This window comes from Micromonospora sp. NPDC048830 (assembly GCF_043198215.1).
Taxonomy (GTDB): Bacteria; Actinomycetota; Actinomycetes; order Mycobacteriales; family Micromonosporaceae; genus Micromonospora.
Genome location: NZ_JBICUP010000034.1, coordinates 1 through 21,913, shown reverse-complemented (window position 1 = coordinate 21,913; position 21,913 = coordinate 1). Strand labels below are relative to the sequence as shown.

Annotated in this window: 11 protein-coding genes and 1 pseudogene; 7 read left to right on the top strand and 5 right to left on the bottom strand. The window is 69.5% G+C overall.

Translation table 11 applies throughout. From position 1 onward, the window contains the following. The first annotated feature begins 8 nt into the window (after positions 1-8). Together ACGFIZ_RS24800 and ACGFIZ_RS24795 are read left to right on the top strand one after the other, a co-directional pair. A complete protein-coding gene (locus ACGFIZ_RS24800) occupies positions 9-1,874 on the top strand; it encodes a dipeptide ABC transporter ATP-binding protein (protein WP_393422951.1) in 1,866 nt (621 codons plus the stop codon). 17 nt (positions 1,875-1,891) lie between these two features. Beyond that, positions 1,892-2,647 (top strand): MBL fold metallo-hydrolase, encoded by a 756-nt coding sequence (locus ACGFIZ_RS24795; protein ID WP_393422949.1) that lies wholly within the window; start codon positions 1,892-1,894, stop codon positions 2,645-2,647. 195 nt (positions 2,648-2,842) lie between these two features. On the opposite strand, the gene ACGFIZ_RS24790 is transcribed toward ACGFIZ_RS24795, so the two are convergent. The 3 genes from ACGFIZ_RS24790 to ACGFIZ_RS24780 form a co-directional block, all read right to left on the bottom strand. Beyond that, positions 2,843-3,229, bottom strand: a complete 387-nt coding sequence (locus ACGFIZ_RS24790; protein ID WP_393422947.1) for a hypothetical protein — start codon at positions 3,227-3,229, stop codon at positions 2,843-2,845. Beyond that, complete coding sequence (locus ACGFIZ_RS24785; RefSeq protein WP_393422945.1) at positions 3,229-12,138, bottom strand: SpvB/TcaC N-terminal domain-containing protein; 8,910 nt, start codon at positions 12,136-12,138, stop codon at positions 3,229-3,231. Before ACGFIZ_RS24785 ends, ACGFIZ_RS24790 begins: the two co-directional genes overlap by 1 nt. A gap of 290 nt (positions 12,139-12,428) precedes the next feature. Beyond that, positions 12,429-14,129 (bottom strand): 2-isopropylmalate synthase, encoded by a 1,701-nt coding sequence (locus ACGFIZ_RS24780; protein ID WP_393423053.1) that lies wholly within the window; start codon positions 14,127-14,129, stop codon positions 12,429-12,431. Positions 14,130-14,390: 261 nt separating this feature from the next. Between ACGFIZ_RS24780 and ACGFIZ_RS24775 the strand changes: the two genes are divergently transcribed. From ACGFIZ_RS24775 to ACGFIZ_RS24765, 3 genes and pseudogenes are all read left to right on the top strand, one after another. Further along, entirely contained in the window at positions 14,391-15,059 is a 669-nt protein-coding gene (locus ACGFIZ_RS24775; protein ID WP_393422943.1) for a FadR/GntR family transcriptional regulator, read from the top strand. After that, a complete protein-coding gene (locus ACGFIZ_RS24770) occupies positions 15,056-15,874 on the top strand; it encodes an ABC transporter ATP-binding protein (protein ID WP_393422941.1) in 819 nt (272 codons plus the stop codon). The genes ACGFIZ_RS24775 and ACGFIZ_RS24770 overlap by 4 nt, the downstream gene beginning before the upstream one ends. A gap of 47 nt (positions 15,875-15,921) precedes the next feature. Beyond that, positions 15,922-16,517, top strand: a pseudogene (locus ACGFIZ_RS24765) (transposase); the annotation flags it as partial. 66 nt (positions 16,518-16,583) lie between these two features. On the opposite strand, the gene ACGFIZ_RS24760 reads toward ACGFIZ_RS24765, so the two are convergent. Then, positions 16,584-17,306 (bottom strand): hypothetical protein, encoded by a 723-nt coding sequence (locus tag ACGFIZ_RS24760; RefSeq protein WP_393422939.1) that lies wholly within the window; start codon positions 17,304-17,306, stop codon positions 16,584-16,586. Positions 17,307-17,714: 408 nt separating this feature from the next. Here ACGFIZ_RS24760 and ACGFIZ_RS24755 point away from each other — a divergent pair, with 408 nt between their 5' ends. Both ACGFIZ_RS24755 and ACGFIZ_RS24750 read left to right on the top strand, forming a co-directional pair. After that, entirely contained in the window at positions 17,715-19,007 is a 1,293-nt protein-coding gene (locus tag ACGFIZ_RS24755; protein WP_393422937.1) for a serine/threonine-protein kinase, read from the top strand. 91 nt (positions 19,008-19,098) lie between these two features. Next, complete coding sequence (locus ACGFIZ_RS24750) at positions 19,099-20,859, top strand: substrate-binding domain-containing protein (protein WP_393422935.1); 1,761 nt, start codon at positions 19,099-19,101, stop codon at positions 20,857-20,859. Between the two features lie 3 nt (positions 20,860-20,862). On the opposite strand, the gene ACGFIZ_RS24745 is transcribed toward ACGFIZ_RS24750, so the two are convergent. Beyond that, a complete protein-coding gene (locus tag ACGFIZ_RS24745) occupies positions 20,863-21,807 on the bottom strand; it encodes a LysR family transcriptional regulator (RefSeq protein WP_393422933.1) in 945 nt (314 codons plus the stop codon). Positions 21,808-21,913: the final 106 nt, after the last annotated feature.

Genomic DNA, 21,913 nt, shown 5'->3' with positions numbered 1-21,913 from the left:
TGGGTGGCGTGAACACTTCGATCGGGGCGACGTCGTCGCATGCACCGCTGCTCGCGGTGAGGAACCTCACGGTGGAAAGGCGTTCCGGCGAGAACGTGCAAGCGATCGTTTCGTCGGTCAACCTCGCCGTCGGGTCCGGTGAGGCCGTCGGCATCGTGGGTGAATCCGGCAGTGGAAAGTCAGTCACCGCTCGGGCCATCGCGGGCCTGCTTCCCCGTGGGCTGCGCGCGACCGGCAGCGTTGAACTCGGTGGCAGCGAACTTCTCGGACTTTCGGAACGCGAGTGGCGTCGATCGGTTCGAGGCAGCGAGATCGGCTTGATCATGCAGGACCCGTTCACGATGCTGAACCCGATCATGCGTTGTGGCGACATCGTCGCGGAGTCGCTGCAACCCGGGCGGCACCGGACCCGGCGTCAGGACCGCGAGGAGGCCGTACGCCGGTTGGCAGAGGTGGGCATCACCGATCCGACCGTCGCCGATCGCTATCCGTTCCAGCTCTCGGGCGGTATGAGGCAGCGCGTGGGCATCGCCGCAGCGTTGGCGCGAGACCCTCGGATACTCATCGCGGACGAGCCTTCCACTGCCCTTGATGTCACGACTCAGCGAGACATCCTCGCGCTCATCAAACGGATCCAGGCAGCCCGCGGGATGGGACTCATCCTGATCACCCATGACCTGCGGGTGGCGTTCTCGATGTGTGACCGCGCGTACGTGCTGTACGCGGGAACCGTGCTCGAGCAGGGGCCGGCGGACGAGCTCGACACAGCACCACTTCACCCCTACAGCCAAGCGCTGCTGCTCTCGGAGCCGCCCATCGATCGGCGCCTCCACAAGCTCGTGACGATCGCCGGATCCGTTCCGAGCCCGGACACGACCCCCCGTGGCTGCGTGTTCGGACCCCGCTGTACCTGGGTCGAGCCGGCGTGCGGGCAGGCAGCGCCGGCATTGATCGAGGTAGCGCCGGGCCGCAAGTCCGCGTGCCTGCGAATCCTTGCCATCCGACCCGAGATGGAGGATCAGCGTCGCGAGATCGAGCAACCTCACCCACCTGTCGCACCAGCCGGCGGAAAGCCGTTCGTCGCGACCCGCGCTCTCTCGAAGGTGTACGGCACCGGCGTCAGAGCCTGTGACGACGTCTCCATCGAGGTCAGGGCCAACGAGAGCATCGGCATCGTCGGCGAGTCCGGGTCGGGCAAGACGAGCCTCGCGCGGATGCTCGTCGGGCTCGAAGAGCCGACCGGGGGCTCCATCGTGATCGACGGGATCGAGGTCACGAGTTGGCAGCGGGTCAAGCGGGCAGACCGTCAACACATCCGGAGCATCGTCCAGATCGTGTTCCAGGACCCGTACTCGAGCCTCAACCCGATGCGAACCGTCGGCTGGACTCTACGGGAAGCCGTGCTCACGCACCGACCCGAAACCGTTGACGCCGACAACGAAGTGGCCCGCCTGCTGGATGAGGTCGGTCTGGATCCGAACGTCGCGCAGCGCCGCCCCGGTGGGCTTTCCGGCGGTATGAGGCAGCGGGTCGCCATTGCCAGGGCACTGGCCACTCGACCGCGGCTCCTCATCTGCGACGAGTCGGTGTCCGCGCTCGACGTCTCCGTACAGGCGCAGGTCCTCAACCTACTCGGTCGACTCCGCGGCGAGCGGGGCATCGGCTACGTCTTCATCACCCACGACCTCGCCGTGGTTCGGCAGGTGACCGAGCGGGTGTACGTGATGCATCGTGGCCGCGTGGTCGAGTCGGGACCCACCGACCGAGTCATCGACGCACCCGAAGACCCGTACACCGCGAAGCTGCTTGCCTCGGCCCCACGGGGCGACTCCGGATGGCTCACCGAGCCCACGGCTGGCAGCGGGCCGGCATGACAACGGGGCGACTCCCGGTGGTGGAGGACTGGTTCCGCGCCACCGACATCGATGAGGTCGTGACGCTGATCGAAGAGCCCCACGTGCATCCGTTCCTGTGTGCGAACTCGTGGCTGATCAGGGGTGCCCGTCGCAACCTGCTCTTCGACTGCGGTCTGGGTGTCGCGTCGATGCGCGCGTTCGTCGTGGAGCATCTCGGGCTGGCCGAACCTGTAGCGGTGCTCAGCCACGGCCACCTCGACCACATGGGTTCCGCCCACGAGTTCAGTCAGGTCTGGGCTCATCCGGCCGAGCAGCCCTGGCGTCCTGGTCAGGGCTCTCTCGTGGGCACCGAGCTCATGAGAATTCTGGGCATGGACGACGCGGCGGTCGCGTCGATGCCCGAGATAATGGTGACAGCGGCCCCCGCCGCCGACTGGCTCGTCAAGGACTACGAACTGCGTCCCGTCACGCCGACCAGGTCGCTGAGCGACGGCGAGCGGATCGATCTTGGCGATCTCACCCTCGACGTGCTCCACCTGCCTGGACACACGCCGGGGAGCATCGCGCTGATGGTGCAGGAGACTCGCATGCTGCTGACCGGTGACGTGCTCTACGAGGGAACCTTGCTGGACCAGCTCCACGGGTCGAACATTCCGCAGTATCTGGAGTCGATGAGCCGATTGGGCGAGCTGGAACCGTCCCTGGTACTGCCAGGGCACGGACCGGTGTTCGACGCCGAACGTATGGCGGCGCTCGCCGGCCGCTATCTCAGCAGCAAGGCGCTCAGATGACGCGGCCGTTGCCGCCGTCGATGGTGGCCAGGGCGCGGGTACGACGCCCCGTGGGCAGCCCGCAACCGACACACCGAACGGTCCGCATTTCGAACACGTCGACACACGGTTCGTTCCGGTGCTGACCGCCGAGGAGGTCGACGCGGCGACCCGGCAGCATGCCGCGTATCAGCCGCCGGGCGGCGTAGAAGCTGATCAGCTTGGCTGGTCGTCGGGGTCGAAGAAGCGCTGGCGGGAGTGCTGCGCCCGCCAGCCGTCGCCGACCATGAACCAGCCGGCCATCTCGCTGCGGCCCAGGTCGTACAGGTCGGCCCAGGAGCCGTCGTCCCGCTGCCAGCCGAGCGGCAGGTCGCCGTTGTCGAGAGCGTTCAACAGCTCGAAGAGGGCCTGGTCCACCACATCCGGGATGAGCTCACGCACCGCGGCGCGGGCGGCCGGGTCGGCGGTCGCCTCGCGCCAGCGGGTGCCGTCCGGGCCGCTCATGCGCCCGGCGGCGAGGTTGTCGCACGCGGCGATCGCCTCGTCCCGGACCCGGCGCATGAGCAGCTCGGCGAAGCGGGCCAATTCGGCTCGGTCGTCCATCACGGGTCAACATACGGGATACGGGTGGGTGCGGGTACGCCGCGCGCCTGCAGTTCCCGGACAGCCCGGTCGACGATCGAGCGGGCCAGGGTGGGATCCATGCCGGCGTTCGCCATCGCCTGCGACTCGATGCGGGAGATGACATCCCAGGTCGGGGCGGCGGTGGGGTTGGCGCGGCGCCACGCCCGGTACAGCCGGTTCTGGTTGGCGGTGATCCGGGTGTGGGCCACCCCGAGTTCGGCCATCACCTCGTTGGGTACGGCCAGCACCCCACCACCACGGGCCGGGTAGTTGGCGGCGTTGCGCATCGCGGCCTGGGAGACGGGGTGGTGCCCGCCACCCGAGACGTATCCGCGGAGCCGCATGTGGGTGACGATGGCGCCGGCCACCTTCGCGGCCACCGCTCCGGCGGCGCCGCCGATCGCGCCGCTGACCGCGCCGTCCTTGGCGGCTTGGCCGACGTCGCCGCCGGTGATCAGTGCCTCGGTGGCGCCGCCGGCCGCCCCGCCGGCCGCGCCGGAGGCGGCGCCGCCGCCAACGGTGACGGCTGTCCTGGCCAGCACGCTGCCGCCGAGCGCGGCCCCGCCGGCGCTGGCGCCGAGGGTCGCCGCGCCGAGGCCCCCGGCGACCGCGCCACCGCCGGCTGCGCCGGCCAGCCGCAGCGCACTGAACTCGCCGGCCTTGTACTGGCGGTAGCCCTCGATTCCGGCGCCGATCAGCGCGCCCACGCCGGCGCCGACGGCGATGTGCACCCACCTGCCGTCGGGGTCGGTGAGCCGGACCGGGTTGTTCTGGGCGTATGTGTAGAGGGCCAGGTTGGCGGGGCTGTGCACGCCGCCGTTGGGGGCGCCGTCCAGGTACGACTCGAGTGCCGGGTCGGGCGTCTGCCAGACCTGGGTACGGGGATCGTAGTAGCGGGCGCCGTAGTAGTAGAGGTTGGTCTCCGGGTCGAGTTCCTTGCCCGTGTACTGCTGCGGCACCGGCTGGGACGGGTGCTCGCTGACCCAGGTCTCGCCGCCGGGGAAGTACTGCAGGTGTTCGGCGAGGCCGCCGCGGGTGTCGGTGACGAAGCCGGTCGAGCCGAGGTGGTCGCCGTGCGCGTAGTACTGGCGGTTCTCGATCCGATGTTCCGGCTCGACGTACTTCGTGAGCAGCCGGGAGTCACCGACGTAGACGTGCTTGAAGGCGGCCTGGCCCCGGGTGGAGTAGTTCTGGTTGGGGTAGAGGTGGAATTGCGCGCCGTCCTTGACGACCCGGTTGCCCTCGTCGTCGTAGAGGTACCGGGCCTCGTTTGCGGTGCCGCCGGCGTTGTCGCAGGAGGCGGGGGTCTGCGGCAGGGTCTGGCTCTGCACGTTCGCGTGGCTGCAGGCGAGGCGGTTCTCCTCGTCCCAGATCAGCTGCCGGCGGGGTTTGGGTTGCTGGTCACGGCTGACCTGGTTGCCGTTGGCGTCGTAGCTGTTGGTGTAGATGCCGATGGTGGTCGGGGCGTGCGGTTGCGACCCCGCGTAGGCGTAGTCGTACGTGTAGCTCAGCTTGCCGTCGGTGCTGACGTTCCCGCCGCTGACCAGCTCGTGCACCTGCGCCTTGCGGCTGATGCGGTGGATGCTGTCGTAGCTGATGTCGGTGCGGTACCGGTCGGTGCGCGGGGTGCGCGGCTGGTAGCTGCCCTCGGCGTGGGTGAGCCGGTACAGGTCGTCGTAGCGGAAGGTCTGGGTGCTCGGCCCGCCGACCTGCATGCCGACGTCGGGGCTGCTCGGGGCCACCGTGTCGTTGGTGATCGCGGTGACGTTGCCGACGCTGTCGTAGGTGTACTTGAGGTTCTGGAAGACGTATCCCTGGGCGAGGTTGGCCTTCAGGTTCGCCAGCCGCCGGTCGGTGGGGTCGTACGTGTAGGCGGTGCGGGTGCCGTTGCCGGTCTCGAGCAAGGACCGCTGCTCGAACTTGTCGTAAATGAGCCGCTTCAGGTACGGGTACGTGAAGTCGCCCTTGACGCCGGTGGCGGAGTCGACCAGGCCGCCACTGTCGTAGTGGTACGACAGCACCTCGCCGTCGGGGTACGTCATGGTCAGCATCCGGTTGAAGCTGTCGTACCGGTACTGGGTGACGAAGGTGTAGGTGTGGCTGCCCTGGGCGGCCGACGTGCGGGTCTCCTTGGTGATCTCACCGAGCGGCCCGTACTCGCGGGCGACGGTGCCGGCGCCGTCGACGACGCCGACGACCCGGTCCGCGCCGTTGTTCGGGGCACCGGGCCCGCCGTACGTGTAGGTGACGTTGTTCGCCGGGAAGATCGGGTAGCGGATGGCCTTGAGGCGCTCGAAGTCGTAGTCGTACTCGATCGCCTTCTGCTCGGCGGCCAGCTTCGCGGTGACCTTGCGGATCACGTTGCCGGCGAGGTCGTAGCCGGTGTCGGTGCGGCCGGAGTCGGGGCTGGTGACGCTGGTCCGGCGGCCAAGGTTGTCGTACGTCGAGGAGGTGACGTTGGCCTTGTCGTCGGTGACGGTCAGCAGCTCACCGAGCGGGTTGTAGGTGTAGCTGGTCCAGATGACCGGCTGGCCGCCGGCCGGGTTGAACTCCTTGACCGCGGTGGTCTGCTGCTGCACGTCCTGGTAGGTCCGCCGGGTCTTGCCGTTCGCGTCGGTGGACACCACCTCGAACTGGGTGGTGCCGGCGCGATCGGGGCCGAACCCGTACGCGACGGTGGTCGTGGTGGTGTCCGGTAGCACGGTGCGGGTGGCCCGGTTGAGCACGTCGAAGGTCCGGACCGTGGGCGGGACGCTGTCCAGGCTCGGGTTGAACTCGGTGTTGGCGTCACCCTTCGGTTCGGTCAGCGGGAAGTACTCCTTGACCGCCCGGCCTGCGAAGTCGTACAGGACCCGCCCGGACACGATCATCACGTCCGCCGGGGCGGCGTCCGGCCCGGTCACGACGGTGGCGTCCTTCTTCGTCTGGATGACGCGCTGGAGCCCGTCGACGAACGTGATCGTGTCCATGGTGTCCGGCCGGACGGTGCCGTCGGCCTGCCGGTCGACGTGCCGGGTGACCGCGTACGGGACGGTCGCCTCGGGGTGGTACTCGAAGTCGATGGTGATCCGGCCGTCGGCCGCCTCGTACGGGCCGACCACGGTGTCCGGCCGCCCCACCGAGTCGTACGTGGTGCGGATGACCTGGTTGTTCTGGTCCGTGCTCGTCTCCACCACGCCGAACTTCAGGTTGTAGGTGCTGCTCGACCGGTAGCCGAAGCTGTCGGTCACCGACTCGACGTACTGGTCCACCGCGGTGTCGTACGCGTAGGCCAGCCGGTACCGCTGGCCGGTCCTGTTCGCCGGGTTGACGACGGCCCTCAGGTTGCCGTTACCGAAGTACTCGATGTCGGTGACGGCCGCCTCGCCGCCGGCGAGCATCGCCCGGACCTGGGTGACGTTGCCGGTGGCGCAGTCGACGGTGGACTCCCGGTGCCGCATCAGGGTGCCGCCGCCGTAGACGTCGATCCGGTTCGCGGTGCCGACGATGTGCGCGCTGCGGCAGGCCGGGTCGTCGCCGGTGTAGCGGATCCGGGTGTCGACGTCGTCGGCGGCACCGGCGTCGGCGCGGTCGACGTGCCGGGCCAGGTTGCCGAACTCGTCGTACTCCATCAGCGCGGAGGTCGTCTTGCCCGGGTTGGCCTGGCCCTCGTGGAAGCTCCGGTCGGTGCGGACCATCTGCGGGAAGATGGTGGCCGTGGTGCTGCCCAGATCGGCGGTGCCGGCCGGGTCGTCGACATTGCGCGGCTGGTAGGTGTTTTCGGTCGTCAGGAACGTCCGGCCCTCGGCGTCGCTGGTGATCTCGCGGGTCACCAGACCGCGGGTGTAGTGGCTGTCGGTGCGGTACTCGCGGGTGATGCTGCGGTAGACCGCGCCCCCGGCGCCGGCGTCGCGGACTCGTTCGGTCACCGTGCCGTAGCCGTAGAACTCGCGCTCCAGCCGGTTGAACACTCCGCCGCGGTACTCGTAGCTGGACAGTTGGACGTCCTGGCCGTCGCCGGGGCGGCCGTCGTCGACCGACACCCGGGACAGCACCCAGCGGGACTGCGGGGAGGCGTAGGTGTTGCCGTCCCGGGTGTAGTCGAACTCCATCCGGGCGCCGAGCGGCCGGTCGACGCTGCGCAGCAGGTTGGTCCGGCCGGTCCGGTTCTGCACCACGGCCAGCTGGTTGTCCTTCTTGGACGCGAGCTGGTCGGTGTAACCGTCGCCGTCGATGTCGCGGAGCATCTGCTCGGCGCGGCTGACGCCCGTGGAGACGTCCGCGCCGGGGTTGATGATGAGGCAGACCGCGATGAAGCAGACGGAGAACGTGAAGTAGACACCGCCGCCGAGCTTGGCGTTCTGGTCGGCGTTGAGGCCGTCGAGGCTGCCGTGGAACGGCACCGGGGGTTCGAACCCGTTGCCGGTGTTCAGGCCGACCCGCAGCGGGTTGCCGGCGAAGACCCGGTCGAGCAGTCCGTCGCCGTTCATGTCCTGCAGCGTGGCGCTGCTCGACGAGCTGGACTCGCTGTACGAGGCGCCGCCGGCGAAGCCGTAGAAGTCGGTGTTGAAGCCGATGTTCAGGCCGGCCTCGCCGCCGCTGCCGTCGTTGAGCGGGGCGGGGTTACGCCACGCCTCGGCCGCGCCGAACCGGTAGCCGAGGTTCAACGCGACCCGGCCGTCGGCGTACACCCGGTCGGGCAGGTCGTCGCCGTTGACGTCGAGCAGGTCGAACTGGCCGTCCGAGCTGCTGCCGCCGAGGCTGCCGCCGACGCCCAGCGGTGGCATGTCGTTGCCCGCGTCGGCGCCGTTGGCGGTGGTGGTGCCGGGCGGGCTGTCGTGCCCTCGACCGGTGGCGATGGTCCGCGCGGCGCTGCCCGCGCTGGCGTTGCCGGAGACGTTGCTGCTCTTGCGGACCGCGCCGTCCGGCAGTGCGCCGCGGGTGTCGCCGAGCGCGCCGGTCGGGTCGGTGTACTGGATGCCGCCGGACCCGACGACGTCGGGGAAGCGGTCGCCGTTCATGTCGAGGAAGTCGACCTGGCCGGTGCTGTCCCCGGTCGCGACGCTGCCGCCGATGCTGCCGATCGGGCCGCCGACCCCGCCGGTCAGCGAGACCTGCTGGGACCGGGACACCCGGGGCACCGCGACGCCGGTGAAGTCGGCGGCCTGCGGCAGGTTGACCGATTCGACGCCGAGGCGGGAGCTGCGCGCGTCGGTGCGCGTCACCCAGGAGTGCTGACCGGCGCTCCACCGGTTGTCGCGGGGCGCGGGCGCGAACGGCACCGCCTTGGGCGGGTCGACGCGGGGGTCGTTGGCGAAGGCGTCCTTCTGCGCCTGCGGGTCGACCCTGTCGGGCAGCTGGTCGCCGACGTTCTCGTCGATCACCAGGTCGGCCTGGGCGATGGGCTGGCCGGCCCGGTCCCGGTTGCCGTTGTAGCCGATCGCGCCCCAGCCCCGGTACGGCTGCGGGAACGCGCCCTCGGCCGCCGCACTGTGCAGGGCGGCGGGGACGGTGGTGCCGCCGACGTCGGCGGCGGCGCCGGTCAGGTACGCGGCCAGCCCGGTGTCGCGGGTGCTGAAGTCGACGAACAGGTCGTCTCCTGCGGCGGCGTCCACGGTGACCGGGGTGGGCGCGGACACCACGCCGTTGGTGATGTCGATGTGCTGCTTGGCGAGCAGGTCGCCGCGCCGCTTGACGGTGAACGTCACCCGGGCGGTCGGCGTGGCGGTGCCGAAGTCGAAGGCGAGGTTCGGGGTGACGGTGACCTGCCCGTCGGCGGTCACGCGGTGGGCTTGCTGCGGAGCGGTGAGCGTGTCCGCCGGGTACATGTCGATGGCGTACGGCGGGTACAGGTCGATGAGGGGGTTGCCGTCGGCGTCGGTGACCCGGTCGAGGCCCTGGGCCGTGGTGTAGTGGGCGCGTGGGGTCCAGGTGAGCTGGTCGAGGTCGATCGGTGAGTCGACAGCCACCCGCCAGCGCAGCACCTGCCCCTGCTGCACCGGCACGTCGAGGTCGACCGGCACGGTGCCGGTGGTGTCGGCGGTCAGCGTCCGCTCCAGCACCGGCGCGTTGTCACGGGTGATGAGCACGGTGACGTCGTCGGTGGTGGCGGCGCGTTTGGTCAGGTCGCCGGAGAGGTGCAGGGTGCCGGTGACCGGCACCTTCACCTCCGCGGCCCGCCCGCCGAGGGTGAAGTCGCGGGACGGCTGGTAGCGGTGCACGGGCAGGCCGTTGACGTCCAGCGCCTCGGGCAGGTTGAGGTAGGTGATCTGCGGGTCCCAGGCGACCTGGTCCAGGGACCCGTCGAACCGGGACTGGACCCGGAAGTAGAGCCGGTCGCCGCGGGACACGGTGACCGAGCCGACGCCGTCCGGGGTGTGCGCGCTGTTGTCGCGGGCGCCGATCTCCTGCGCCCACAGCTCGGTGTCCTCCCGCTGGATGGCGACCCGGACGCCGTCGGCGGTGGTCGAGGCAGCCCGGGCGGCGGCGGTGCCCTCGGCGAGCGCGACCGCGCCGTCGATCCGGACGGCGCCGTCGTACGGGGCGACCCAGCGACGAACCGTGTCGAGCAGCGGGAACGAGTCGATCAGCCGTTCCCGTTCGGCCGGGTTGTCGGGGAGCAGCCCGTCGGTGTCCACCTGGCCGGAGGTCACCGGGACCGGGGTGTCCGAGCTGATCCCGTACACCGGCACGCCGTCCGCGCCGACGCGGCCGAACAGCACGGCGGAGCCGTTCACCAGGTCGCTGATCCCGTCGCCGTTGACGTCTGTGAAGTACTGGTCGGTGGTGGCGGTGGTGTTGACGTAGTCGAGCTGCGCGGCGACCGCGCCGACGTAGCCCTCGACGCCCACGGTGAGGCTGGTGCTGCGTTCGCCCTGGATGCCGGGGAGATTCAGCGGTCGGGCCTCGTCGGCGAAGCGCAGCTCGCCGTGCGGGCCGGAGAGGTTCTTGCGGTAGCGCACCGCGCCGCCGCTGCGGAACACCTTGTCCGGCAGGCTGTCGCCGTCGACGTCGACCAGGGCGAGCACGCCCTCGTCGTCGGAGCGGCTGCCGCCGACCTTGACCCCGACCGACCCGGACTTGCTCGGGGAGGTGCCGACGCCGAGATAGAGGTGGCCGCCGAAGCCGGTGCTGGCGTTGGCGTTGAGGGCGCTCGCATCGCCGGCCCGCTCGCCGGTGAGGTTCAACGCGCCCTTGCCGAGGCCGTCGCCGGGCACGGTCCAGTCGGCCTGGCTGAACGCCTGGTAGGCGCCGGAGGCGTCGCGGATGTCGTCGTAGTAGCCGAAGTCGTGGGCGGCGAACGCGGTGCCGCGGTCGTCGTACTGGGTGATCTTGGCGAGCAGGCTCTTGGCGAACGCGCCGGTCGTGTACGTGAACTCGTACCGCCGGATCAGGTCGTCGTCGAAGGTGACGTCGACGCGGCGGAGCCGGTCGGCCGTGACCCGTTTGAAGCCGCCCCGCGCGTCGATGGTCTTGTCGACCCGCAGCGGCTCGTCCAGTTCCCGGTCGCGGGTGAAGGTGACGGCGTAGCGGCCTTCGGTGTCGCCGGAGCCCGTGTAGGTGATCCGCTCCAGGTAGAGGTTGCGGCCGGGTTCGGCACCGCCGGCCACACCGGGGTCGTCCACCTGGGCGTAGTGGTAGCGCATGAAGTTGCCGCGCGGATCGCGTACCTCACGCAGCGCCCAGATGAGCACGTTGCCGGCCGCGTCGCCGAGGACCGAGTTGGCCGCGGGTGCGCTCGCGCCGGGCAGGCCGCCGTAGAACCAGCGGGTGCCGGACCGGTCGGTGACCTCCCAGGTGTACGCGCGTGGGTGGTCGCCGTGGCGCACGATCCGGGCGAACTCCCCCTCGACCCGGGTGTGGAAGACCTTCTCCGCGGTACGCGCCGGCGGCGGGCCCCGGTGCGCGACCGGGGTGAGTTGCTCGCCGTTGAGCAGGTACGTCTCGGTCTCCCGGTTCGCGTCGTAGCGGGGTACGCCCCAGCGGGTGTCGACGGTGATGACCGGGACGGCCAGGTCCCAGCCGGTGCCCAGCCAGGTGCTGCTGGCCGACGAGTTGTAGGCGACCGCGAGCTGCGGCTGGATGCCGAGCCGGCCGGGCGGCGTCTCGAGCGGGTAGCTGAGCCGGTTCTCACCCTGGTTGTTGGGCTCCGGCGGGCTGATGAGGTTGATGCCCGTGCCCGGGTTGGCCGCCTCGATGCCCTTGATCTGGTTGGGGTTGAACTGCGTGCCCTCCGGGTGCTCCGGCGCCGACACCGTCGCGTTGATCATCTGCGTGAAGTGGTCGGTGACGGAGGTGACCATGTGGGTGGTCTCGTCCACCGCGACCCGCGGCAGCGGCTTCCAGCACAGCGCCACGTCGTCGTAGAAGTACGTGTAGACGTCCTGCGCCGTCATCTCGTCGGGGATGAGCGCCGGGTCGTAGGGCAGGGAGACCTCGATCTCGGTGGCGAAGGTCTGCGGGTGCGGGGTGAACCGGTAGCCGCCGCGGGGCCGGGCGGTCACGTTCGTCATGCCGGTGTCCAGCTTGGACAGCTGGCCGGGCGGTAGCGGGGTGATGCCGATGCCGGTGGGGGTCCGCACCGCGCCGGGTTTGATCACCAGCTTCGCCCGGTCGTACGTGATGGTGCGCGGCTGGGTCTCCCCCGGCGCGACGATCTCCTGGTAATCCGGCAGAGCGGTCGTCCCCGTCGCCGCGGTGGCCGGCGCCGCCGTCGCGCCACCGGTGTCGCCGGTCGACCCGCACACCTCCATGGCCACGGGGCTGAGTGCGGGATCGCTCGTCCGGTCCGCCGCTCCGGAGGTGGACAGCATCGCGGCGACCAGCACGAGGACGGTCGCGACGGCCGTCGGCCTGGTCAACCGGTGGTGGCGGAACTGACCGCGACGCACGGCATCGACAATCATCATCGGCCCCGTTCACTGGGTATCCGGGCACATACGGTGAGCAGTATCGACCGCGGCCAAAGTCGTGGGACAGGGCCGTTGATGCTCGGAATTCTGACCCGATCGGTCGTTGACGTGACGTGAGGACTGATCTACGTTGCGTCACTCACCACGTCCGCCTGTGGTGGCCGGCCGACGACCCGGTCAGCCCGCCGTCCTGTCGCTTTCGCGCGGTTCGGGCAATCGCCAGCACCTCAGCTCTAGTCAAAATTCTGCCGGATCGCCGTCGGTGCCGGCGGCGTAGCTGCGGTGGGTCATTTTCGACCTGCCAGGGCGCTTGCCGTCGAGTTTGCCGCGCGGATGACCGCGTTCAGCGTGGCGGTGAGCACGGAGCGGTCGGCACCGCCCGTCCAGCTGACGCCGTCGGGGGCCCGGTGTTCCAGGAGGGTGAGCGCGTCGCTGTCGCTGCCGGCCCGGACGCTGGTCTGATGCAGGCTCAGGACGTCGACGGGTCGGCCGTGGACGGCGAGTGCCGAGGTGAGCGCCTCGACGGGGCCCGTCTCGCTGTGGGTGCTCGTGTGCACCTCACCGTCCACGCGCAGTGTGACGGTGGTGGTGACTCGCCCGGCGGCTTCGGTGGTCTCGTAGCTCATCAGCGCCACGTCGGCGCCTGTCCCGTCGGACAGGTACGCCTCCCGGAAGATCGCCCACAGCTGCGCGGCCGACAGCTCGGTGCCGGTCACGTCGGTGTGGTGCTGCACGTGTCGTGCGAGGTCGATCTGGAGCCGTCGCGGCAGTTCAATGCCGTACTGGGTCTCCAAGAGGTAGGTAATGCCGCCCTTTCCAGACTGGGAGTTGACCCGGATGACGGCGTCGTAGGAGCGCCCGATGTCGGCAGGGTCGATGGGCAGATACGGCACCCGCCACTCGATCTCCCGCTCCGGACGTCCTTGGACGGTCGCGCGGGCGTGGTGCTCGGCGAAGCCCTTCTTGATGGCGTCCTGGTGGGTACCGCTGAAGGCTGTGTGGACGAGGTCGCCGGCGTAGGGGTGGCGGGGGTGCAGGTCGAGTTGATTGCAGTGCTCGACGATGCGGCGGATCTCGCCGATGTCAGAGAAGTCGATCATCGGGTCGACGCCTTGTGCGTGCAGGTTGAGCGCTAGCGTCGCGATGTCGACGTTGCCGGTGCGCTCACCGTTGCCGAAGATGCAGCCCTCGACGCGCTGTGCTCCGGCAAGTACGGCAAGCTCGGCGCATGCGATGCCAGTGCCGCGGTCGTTGTGCGGGTGGATCGAGAGTATGACGCTTTCGCGGCGGGTGAGGTTCTTGTGCATGTACTCGATCTGGTCGGCGTACACGTTCGGGGTCGCGATCTCGACGGTCGCCGGCAGGTTGAGGATCACGGGTCGCTCCGGCGCGGCATCCCACAGCGTCGTGATGGCGTCGCAGATGTCGAGGACATAGTCGGGCTCAGTCAGGTTGAAGACCTCGGGCGAGAACTCGAACCTCGCGTTCGGCATCCCGTCGGTGAGTTTCAGGACGTCACGTCCACCGGCGAGGATCAGCTCCTTCAGCTCACTCGCCGGATGACCGAGCACGACGTCACGCCAAACCGGTGCGGTCGCGGTGTACATGTGGATCACGACCGGATTCGCGATGCCCCGGACTGATTCCACCGTCCGCTCGATCAGGTCGCGGCGGGCCGGGGTGAAGACCACGATCGTGACGTCGTCGGGGACGATGTCGGCCTCGGCGATGAGGCGGACAAAATCGAAGTCGGTCTGTGATGCCGACGGATAGCCGACCTCGATCTCCTTGTAGCCCATCGCCACCATCAGCTCGAAGAACCGCCGCTTGCGGGCCGGGTCCATCGGCTCGGGCAGGGCCTGGTTGCCATCGCGGAGGTCGACCGGCACCCACAGCGGCGCCCGTGTCAGGCGGCGGTTCGGCCACTCACGCTCGGTGAGCGGGATCTCGACCCGGGCGTAGACGTCGCGGTAGCGGTGCGACGGCATCTGCGAGTGTCGCTGGCGGTTCCAGGCTGGTGCGTCGTACGGAACCGGGCCGGCTGGCGTGGCGATGGTGGGGAATGCAGACATGATGGCCGTTCCTTCTCGTGATCTATCGAAGGGCGAACCGGCGCATGTATCGGCTCCACGGAGGGGAGCCGGTCCGACTAGGCCCCGCCGTGGCGACGAAGGAGAAGCGCCATCTGCATCAGCACATCGACACCATAGCACAACTCCTCAGACAAGCAGAGGAGTAGTATCCGGTACGTGGAACAGGTAAGACGCACATCGCTGGCCGACCAAGCTGCCGGGCTCCTCCTCGCACGGATCCGGTCAGGTGAGTGGGAGCTCGGCGCAAAGCTCCCTGGCGAGACGACTCTGGCGCCCCAGCTCGGTGTCGGCCGGTCGACCGTGCGCGAGGCCATCCGGCAACTGGCGGGCCGCGGAGTGCTGCAGTCCCGGCAAGGTGCAGGCGTCTTCGTCACCGCGCTCGACGCCTCCGAGGACTGGGACCTGATTCTGCGACGGGCAGACATCAGCGCCGTCATCGAGGCACGGATCGCGATCGAAGGAGAGGCCGCAGCACTGGCCGCCGAGCGGCGGACACCCGCCGACCTACGCGCGATGCGCCGCGCCCTCGAACGCCGCCAGGAGCAGCGTGTCGCCATCGAAGAGCATGTTGACACCGACATGGCGTTTCACCGCAGCATCATCGCGGCCTCACACAACGAGATCCTGGCCGGACTGTTCGACGACTTCGTGCCCCGCCTGCGCGAGGCGATGGTCGAGATGCTCCGGATCCGGGGCCACTTCGGCGACGACGCCGACCATGATGCGCACGTCTGGATGCTCGACGCCATCGTCGCTCGCGACGCCGACACGGCTCGAGCACTGAGCCGCGCGCACCTCCGATCACTCCAACAAGGCCTCACGTGATTACCACCGTTCTCGACCTGCGGAACGTGACCTTCAGACGCAACAAGAACATCATCATCCACGGCATCGACCTCACCGTTTGCGCCGGACAGCACTGGGCGCTCCTCGGACCAAACGGCGCTGGCAAGAGCACGGTCCTCGCCCTCTGCGGCGCACAGACCCACCCCACCTCCGGCACTGTCGAAGTACTTGGGCGCCGGCTCGGACGCGTCGAACTGCAGGCTCTACGCCGCGACATCGGCCACGTCAATCCACGCCATCCGCTACGTTCGCCACTGTCCGTCCGCGAGGTCGTGCTCACCGGCATCACGGGCACGATCGAGACGCCACCGCGATGGACGCCGACGGTCGAGCAGATCGAGAAGGCCGACTCACTCATCGCCTCGGTAGGACTGGCTCAACGCCGAACAGCAACCTGGCCGACCCTCTCGCAGGGTGAACGGGGGCGCACGCTCATCGCCCGCGCCCTGGCCTGTGAACCCCGACTCCTTCTCCTCGACGAACCAACGACTGGCCTTGACGTCGCCGCACGTGAGCAACTGCTTGAAACGATCGACAATCTCCCCGACGCCTCGCCCGACCTGGCGTCAGTACTTGTCACGCACCACCTAGAAGAATTGCCAGCAACGACAACACACGCGCTGCTCATTTCCGGCGGCCGAACCATCGCCAGCGGCCCGGTCGAGGCCGTCGTCACGTCCGAGGAGATCTCGCGAGCCTTCCACCATCCGATCAACGTCAGTCGCGCTGGCGGCCGATGGCACGCGCGAGCCCAGTCCTCCTCTTCCGACCCCATACCGGTGCCTACGCTGTAGCGCCGTCGACAAAGGTCACGTACGCGCTGGTGGCGTAAGAGACGGCCGGCGCGCCGTGGCGGGACGTGCCGGGCTGCCACGGGCCCTGGCAGAGGGTGTACGGACTGTATCGGCGCTGGCAGCGGGACGGCACGTGGCAACGGATCGTGACCGGGCTGCAGGCCAGCGCTGACGCGGCCGGGGCGATCGCGTGGGACGTCAGCGTGGATTCCACCAGTGCGCGGGCGCATCACCACGCCGCCGGAGCGCGTGAAAGGGGGGACCTGCAGAAGGAACCACCCGCCGGCGTACGTTCCGAGCCTGCCGGCCACGCGTCGGGCCGGTCTCGGGGCGGGTTGACCACGAAGCTGCACCTGGCGTGTGAGCAGGGGCAGAAGCCGCTGTCGATCGTGCTGACCGCCGGGCAGCGCGGTGACAGCCCGCAAGGTCGACCAGGCAGCCAGCCGGCGGAAGAAGGGGTCCAGGGACGGCCGGCCCCCGTTGTTCGACGCGGTGACCTATCAGCAGCGTCACGCCGTGGAGTGCGGCATCAACCGGCTGAAGCACCACCGCGGGGGTGGCAACTCGGTACGACAAGCTCGCCGTCCGCTACGAAGCTACCGTGCACGTCGCAGCGATCAACGAGTCGCTGTCCCGCTTCTGAAACGCGGCCTGGTCGCACCCGTTGCCCTGTGTCGACTTGCCCGAACCGTTGACGCGGGCTTCTTGGTCAGTTCGGGTAGCCGTCCCGCTGCGGCGGAGTCTGCCAGCGCGTCGCGTCCGACTGCCAGGGCTCGTTCGGGGAATCGCTGCGTAGCGAATCGATCCAGCGTGAGCCGGGGACCATCGCTGGCTCCGGTTCGTCGGCCATACCCCGGTTTGCCGGATCCTCAGCCTGTTTGGTCGAGCCGAGCCGGTCCGCGCCGAGCGGGCGGAATCCATCCGCGTCGAGCGGGCGGTCCCGTTCCGATGCCGGCGGAATGATCTTGGCCGGGACAACGGCTGTCGGCTCATCGGCGTCTGACTGCGGCCAGCGCCGCCACCGCTGGATACTGGCCACCCCGACCAGGAGCAGCGAGCCCAGCAGCAGCGTCGTCCCCGTCCGCACAGGGGTGAGCACGTCAATCTGGTAACCCGCCACGTTCAGCTTGTGACTGAGTAGGTCCAGCAGCCGTGCCGGGCTGAAGAGCAGGCCTACGTAGCTGACCGAGTACGTCAGGCCGGTCAGCACCGAGCCGAGCGGGGAGGTCCGGACGGTGGCAATAAGCCCGAGGAGAAGGCCAGCAGCCGCCAGCACCAGCAACGGCTTCAGCAGAGCGTCGGGTTCGAGCACGCCACCGCTTTCCTGTGCATCCTCGAACACCCGGAGGGACCGGGCCTGCCCGGCGGCGAGCAGGACCCAGGCCAGCGGACCCAGGATGAGCGCGGCGATCGCGGTCTTGATGTGTCGCATTCGGGCAACGTACTGAGCTTCCCCCGTTGATCCACAGTCCGATAAGCGAAACTTAACTCGCCGTCACGCTACGTTGTCCGGCGTAGCTGACGGTGGCCGTGACGGGGCGGTCTACGGATCGAAAGCTCAGCGGCGCTCGACCTCTCCAGCCGACGGCGGGTGCATCCCACTCCCCCGTCGCGCACATGGGGAACCACACATCCCGCTGACGACCACAGCAACGGCCCATTGCGACCAGCGGCAAGGGACTGCGGCGCCAGTCGAACCGGGAGACGACAGGACACGCGAAAGGCGAGTGGTGTTCGTGCTGGCCGGGTCGTGACACCATACCTATGTCGTCCGTCGCATCGGCGCGGCTCGTCAAGGGTTTCGGTGGAGTCACAATGGCCGGGCTGACAGGGGGCAACGATGCCGGGTACCACGCCGCTGAGTCCGCATGATCCACGCACGGCGGGGCCCTATCAGCTGATCGGGCGGCTGGGCGCGGGCGGCCAGGGCATTGTCTACCTGGGCAGGGACGGGAACGACAACCTGGTGGCGGTCAAGATGATCAATGTCGACCTGCGCCACAGCCCCCGGATCAAGTCTCAGTTCGCGAAGGAGATCGCCGCCGCGCGACGGGTCGCCCCCTTCTGTACGGCTCAGATCCTGTTCGCCGAGGTGGACGCGGACCCACCGTACGTGGTCAGCGAGTTCATCGAGGGCCCGACCCTGCAACGGCACGTCCGTGAGCGGGGCCCGATCGCCGGGAACGCGTTGCACCGACTGGCCGTCGGCACCGCCACCGCGCTGACCGCGATCCACCAGTCCGACGTGGTCCACCGCGACCTGAAGCCGGACAACGTCATTCTCGGGCGGGACGGCCCGCGCGTGATCGACTTCGGCATCGCCCGCGCACTCGACGTCACCGAAACGATGACCAGGCAGGTGATGGGAACGGCGCCGTACATGGCACCGGAGCGGTTTCACAACCACCGGGTGGGCCCGGCCTGTGACGTGTTCGCCTGGGCGGCGACCATCGCCTTCGCGGCAGCGGGCCGGCCACCGTTCGGCAACGATTCGATCGTCGCGGTGATGAACCGCGTCCTGCACGAGCCACCGGACCTGCATGGCCTCTCCGACGCGCTGGACGACCTGATCCGGCAGTGCCTGCAGAAGGACCAGGATGCACGGCCGAACGCCGAACAGGTCCTGCTGCGGCTGCTCGGGCACACCGCGCGGCCCTCGACGGACCTGCTGCTCGAGAGCGTCCTCAAGCAGGGCAACGAAGCCGCCACCGCACCGGCGCCGTCGCACCCGGCGCCCGGATTCCCGTCCCTGGGCCATGCGGCCAGGCCGACCCTGCCCGACGTCCCCGAGCACGCGCCGGTCACGCACGCCGCCGGCGCCCCGACGCTTCGAAGGAACAGCGAGCCCACCGCCCCGGTACGGCGGGGCCCCCGGTCGGGTCGGCTCCGCCGGGAGTTCGGGGACCCGTGGGGGATCTCGATCGCGATCTTCCTCGGTGCGGTCGGAATGGCGTCCGGCTACGTCGCGTCGACCGCGGTCACCGCCGCAGTACTCACCGGCGCGGCGACCTTCGTCGTGGTGTACTTCGTCCGTCTGCTGGTCGCCGCCGCGTTGGCCCCAAGCACCGAGCCGGACCCCGCGGAGGCATCGACAGCCGACCAGGCCACGACCCTGCTCCGGGACGGGCCCTGACCCACGAACACGATCCGGTCGGTCCGCACGGCGGACCGGCCGGGCTGGTGGCTGATGTCCACGCCGTCAGCCGACACCCTGGAGGGACCACATGGTTTCAGGCCGACCGACTGCCCGGCCGTGGCTGCCGTACACCGCGGCCATCGTGGCCGGAGTCGCGGTCGTCACGGCGGCCTACCTGATCGTCCAGCCGGCGGCTGACGTCGGGTGCACGCCGCTGGAGGTCAGCTCGTCGACCGAGAAGGACGTGCTGCTCGGCGAGCTGGCAGAACGCTACAACAAGAGCGATCGGCGGTTCGGTGACCGGTGCGCCGTCGTGACCGTACACGGCCTCACCTCCGGTGCGGCGACGGACGCCCTGGCCGGCGACTGGGCAGTCAAGCAGCCCAACCTGCCACGGCCGCAGGTGTGGATGCCGACGTCGACCCTGTGGACCGGGCAGTTGAAGTTGCTGGACGAGGCCGCCGGGCGCCCGGCGCAGACTCCCGGCCGGTACCCGTCGATCGCGAACAGCCCGCTGGTCATCGCCATGCCGCAGCCGAAGGGAAAGCTGCTCCAACAGCAGGGTCCACTCGGCTGGGGTGACATCCTGGGCCTGTCCGGGCGCACGGGCTGGGCCACCTACGGTCGCCCCGAGTGGGGGCGGTTCACCTTCGGCAAGGTCAACCCGCACCTGTCCACCTCTGGGCTGGCAGCCACGATCGCCACGTATTACGCGGCCATCAACCGGGCCAGCGACCTTACCGAGAGTGACCTCGCGAATCCAGCGGTGACCCAGTTCGTCCGCCGCATCGAGGCCAACGTGTCCCACTACAGCGACGACATCGTGGATCTGCTGAAAACCCGCGCCGAGGCGGACCTGTCCGGCGTCGGCGCGGCGGCCGCGACCGACATGAGCGCGGTGGTGACGCAGGAGGAGTTGGTCTACCAGTACAACAAGGGGGAGCTGAGCCCGACCCGGGGCGAAAAGCCGAGAGTTCCCCTGGTCGCGGTGTATCCGAAGGAGGGCACGTTCAACCTCGACCACCCGTACGTGGTCCTCCCCTCGGCCAGCCCGGAGCAACGGGACGCCGCTGCCGACTTCCTGGCGTTCCTCCAGGAGTCGCCGCAGCAGCGGAGCTTCAGCCGGCTCGGTTTCCGCGATCACGAGCGGAACGCGTCCGACCCGCTGATCGCCTCCGTCGGCGGGCGCGGGGCCCACGACCTCACCTACTTCGACCCGCCGGATCCCACCGTGGTCAAGGCGATCCTCGCCGGCTGGGGCACGCTGCGCAAGAAGGCGAACATCCTCGTGGCTGTCGACACGTCCGGTTCGATGAACGCGAAGATCGGTGACCGGACCAGGTTCCAGGTGGCGACCAGGGCCGCCGCCAAGGGCTTCGGCCTCTTGAACGCCGAGGACCAGGTCGCGCTCTGGTCGTTCTCGTCCGAGACGGGACAGCGGCCGAAGTCGCCGTACAGCGAGGAGGTCCGGCTGTCGGCGTTCGACCAGGGGGCACTCACCAATGAGATCAACAATCTCCATGTCGAGGGCGGCACCGCTCTGTACGCCACCGTACGGGCGGCACACCGCCACATGCTCGACCACTACGACCAATCCCGGATCAACGCGGTGGTCGTACTGACGGACGGCAAGAACGAGTACAACAAGGACAACGATCTCGCCCGGTTGCTCCAGGACGTCGCGTTGGATCCGGAACGACCGGTCAAGATCTTCTGCATCGCCTTTGATGAGCAGTCCGATTTCGGGACGCTGGACCGGATCGCCAAGGCGTCCGCGGGCAAGGCATTCGATGCCCGCGACCCGGCGAAGATCGACGACGCATTCGTCAAGCTGGTCAGTAGCTTTTAACTGTTAGTGCTTGTCGCTTGTAGGAACATCAGGGTGGTGGATGGGCCGGCGGGCGACTGCGTGGAGGTCGCGGGCGGGGCCGGTGAGCTGTCGGCCGGCGGGCCAGACGGCGCGGAGCTGGCGGTGCAGGCTCAAGCCGCTGACGGCTACGGCGACCAGAGCGCCGGCCGGGAGCTCGGTGCTGACCGCCAGGGAGCTGAGGACGGCGGGGCCGCTGCCCGCCGCGACGGCGTGCTTGATGGCCGTGGTCGAGGAGAGTTCGAGGAGCGGGGCGGCGAGGGTGTCGATGCCGTGCTCGCGCAGGGCGCTCTCCAGGGCGCGGCGGGTGCCGGAACCGGCCTCGCGGGACACCAGCGGCGTGGCGGCCAGTTCGGCGGGGCTGACGCCGCGCCGGCGGCGGGCCCACGGATGGGTGGGGGCGACGACGACGGTGAGCCGGTCCGCGGCGACGGTGGCCGCGTCCAGGCCGGGTGGCAGGTCGGGGCCCTCGACGAAGCCGAGGTCGGCGTTGCCGGCGAGGAGCCGGGCGGCCACCTCCGCCGAGTTGACGGCCTGCAGGGTGACGCTGAGGTCGGGGTGCCGGGCGCGTAGCGCCACCAGCCAGGCCGGTAGCAGGTACTCGGCGACGGTCTGGCTGGCGGCGATGGTCAGCCGGCTCTCGCGTGTGACGCGCAGTGCCTGAACGGCGGCGGCGAGGGAGTCGGCGGCATCCACCACGCCGCGCGCCCAGTCGGCGACCAGCGCTCCGGCGGGGGTGAGGACGGAGCCGCGCGGCGTGCGCTGCAGCAGGGTCAGGCCGACGCGGCGTTCCAGGTGGCGTAGCCGGGCACTGGCCGCCGGCTGGGAGATGCGGTGTTCCGCCGCGGCCTGCCCGATGCTGCCGAGGCGGGCGACGGAGAGCAGCAGGTCGAAACTGGCCAGGTCGGTCACCTGCGACGGCAGAGGCATAAGGGCAGGTTTTAACGATCCCCACGGATAAATCCGGGGGATTTTCCTCCGGGGCCAGGCCCTGGATTCCCAGCTCGGACCGCACCTGATCCACCGTCCCGGAAGG

Excerpts from the sequence above, each read along its gene's own strand:
- ACGFIZ_RS24755 (WP_393422937.1), top strand. The coding sequence starts at position 17,715 with ATGCCGGGTACCACGCCGCTGAGTCCGCATGATCCACGCACGGCGGGG.
- ACGFIZ_RS24750 (WP_393422935.1), top strand. The coding sequence starts at position 19,099 with ATGGTTTCAGGCCGACCGACTGCCCGGCCGTGGCTGCCGTACACCGCG.
- ACGFIZ_RS24760 (WP_393422939.1), bottom strand. The coding sequence starts at position 17,306 with ATGCGACACATCAAGACCGCGATCGCCGCGCTCATCCTGGGTCCGCTG.
- ACGFIZ_RS24780 (WP_393423053.1), bottom strand. The coding sequence starts at position 14,129 with ATGCCGTCGCACCGCTACCGCGACGTCTACGCCCGGGTCGAGATCCCG.
- ACGFIZ_RS24790 (WP_393422947.1), bottom strand. The coding sequence starts at position 3,229 with ATGGACGACCGAGCCGAATTGGCCCGCTTCGCCGAGCTGCTCATGCGC.
- ACGFIZ_RS24785 (WP_393422945.1), bottom strand. The coding sequence starts at position 12,138 with ATGATGATTGTCGATGCCGTGCGTCGCGGTCAGTTCCGCCACCACCGG.
- ACGFIZ_RS24745 (WP_393422933.1), bottom strand. The coding sequence starts at position 21,807 with ATGCCTCTGCCGTCGCAGGTGACCGACCTGGCCAGTTTCGACCTGCTG.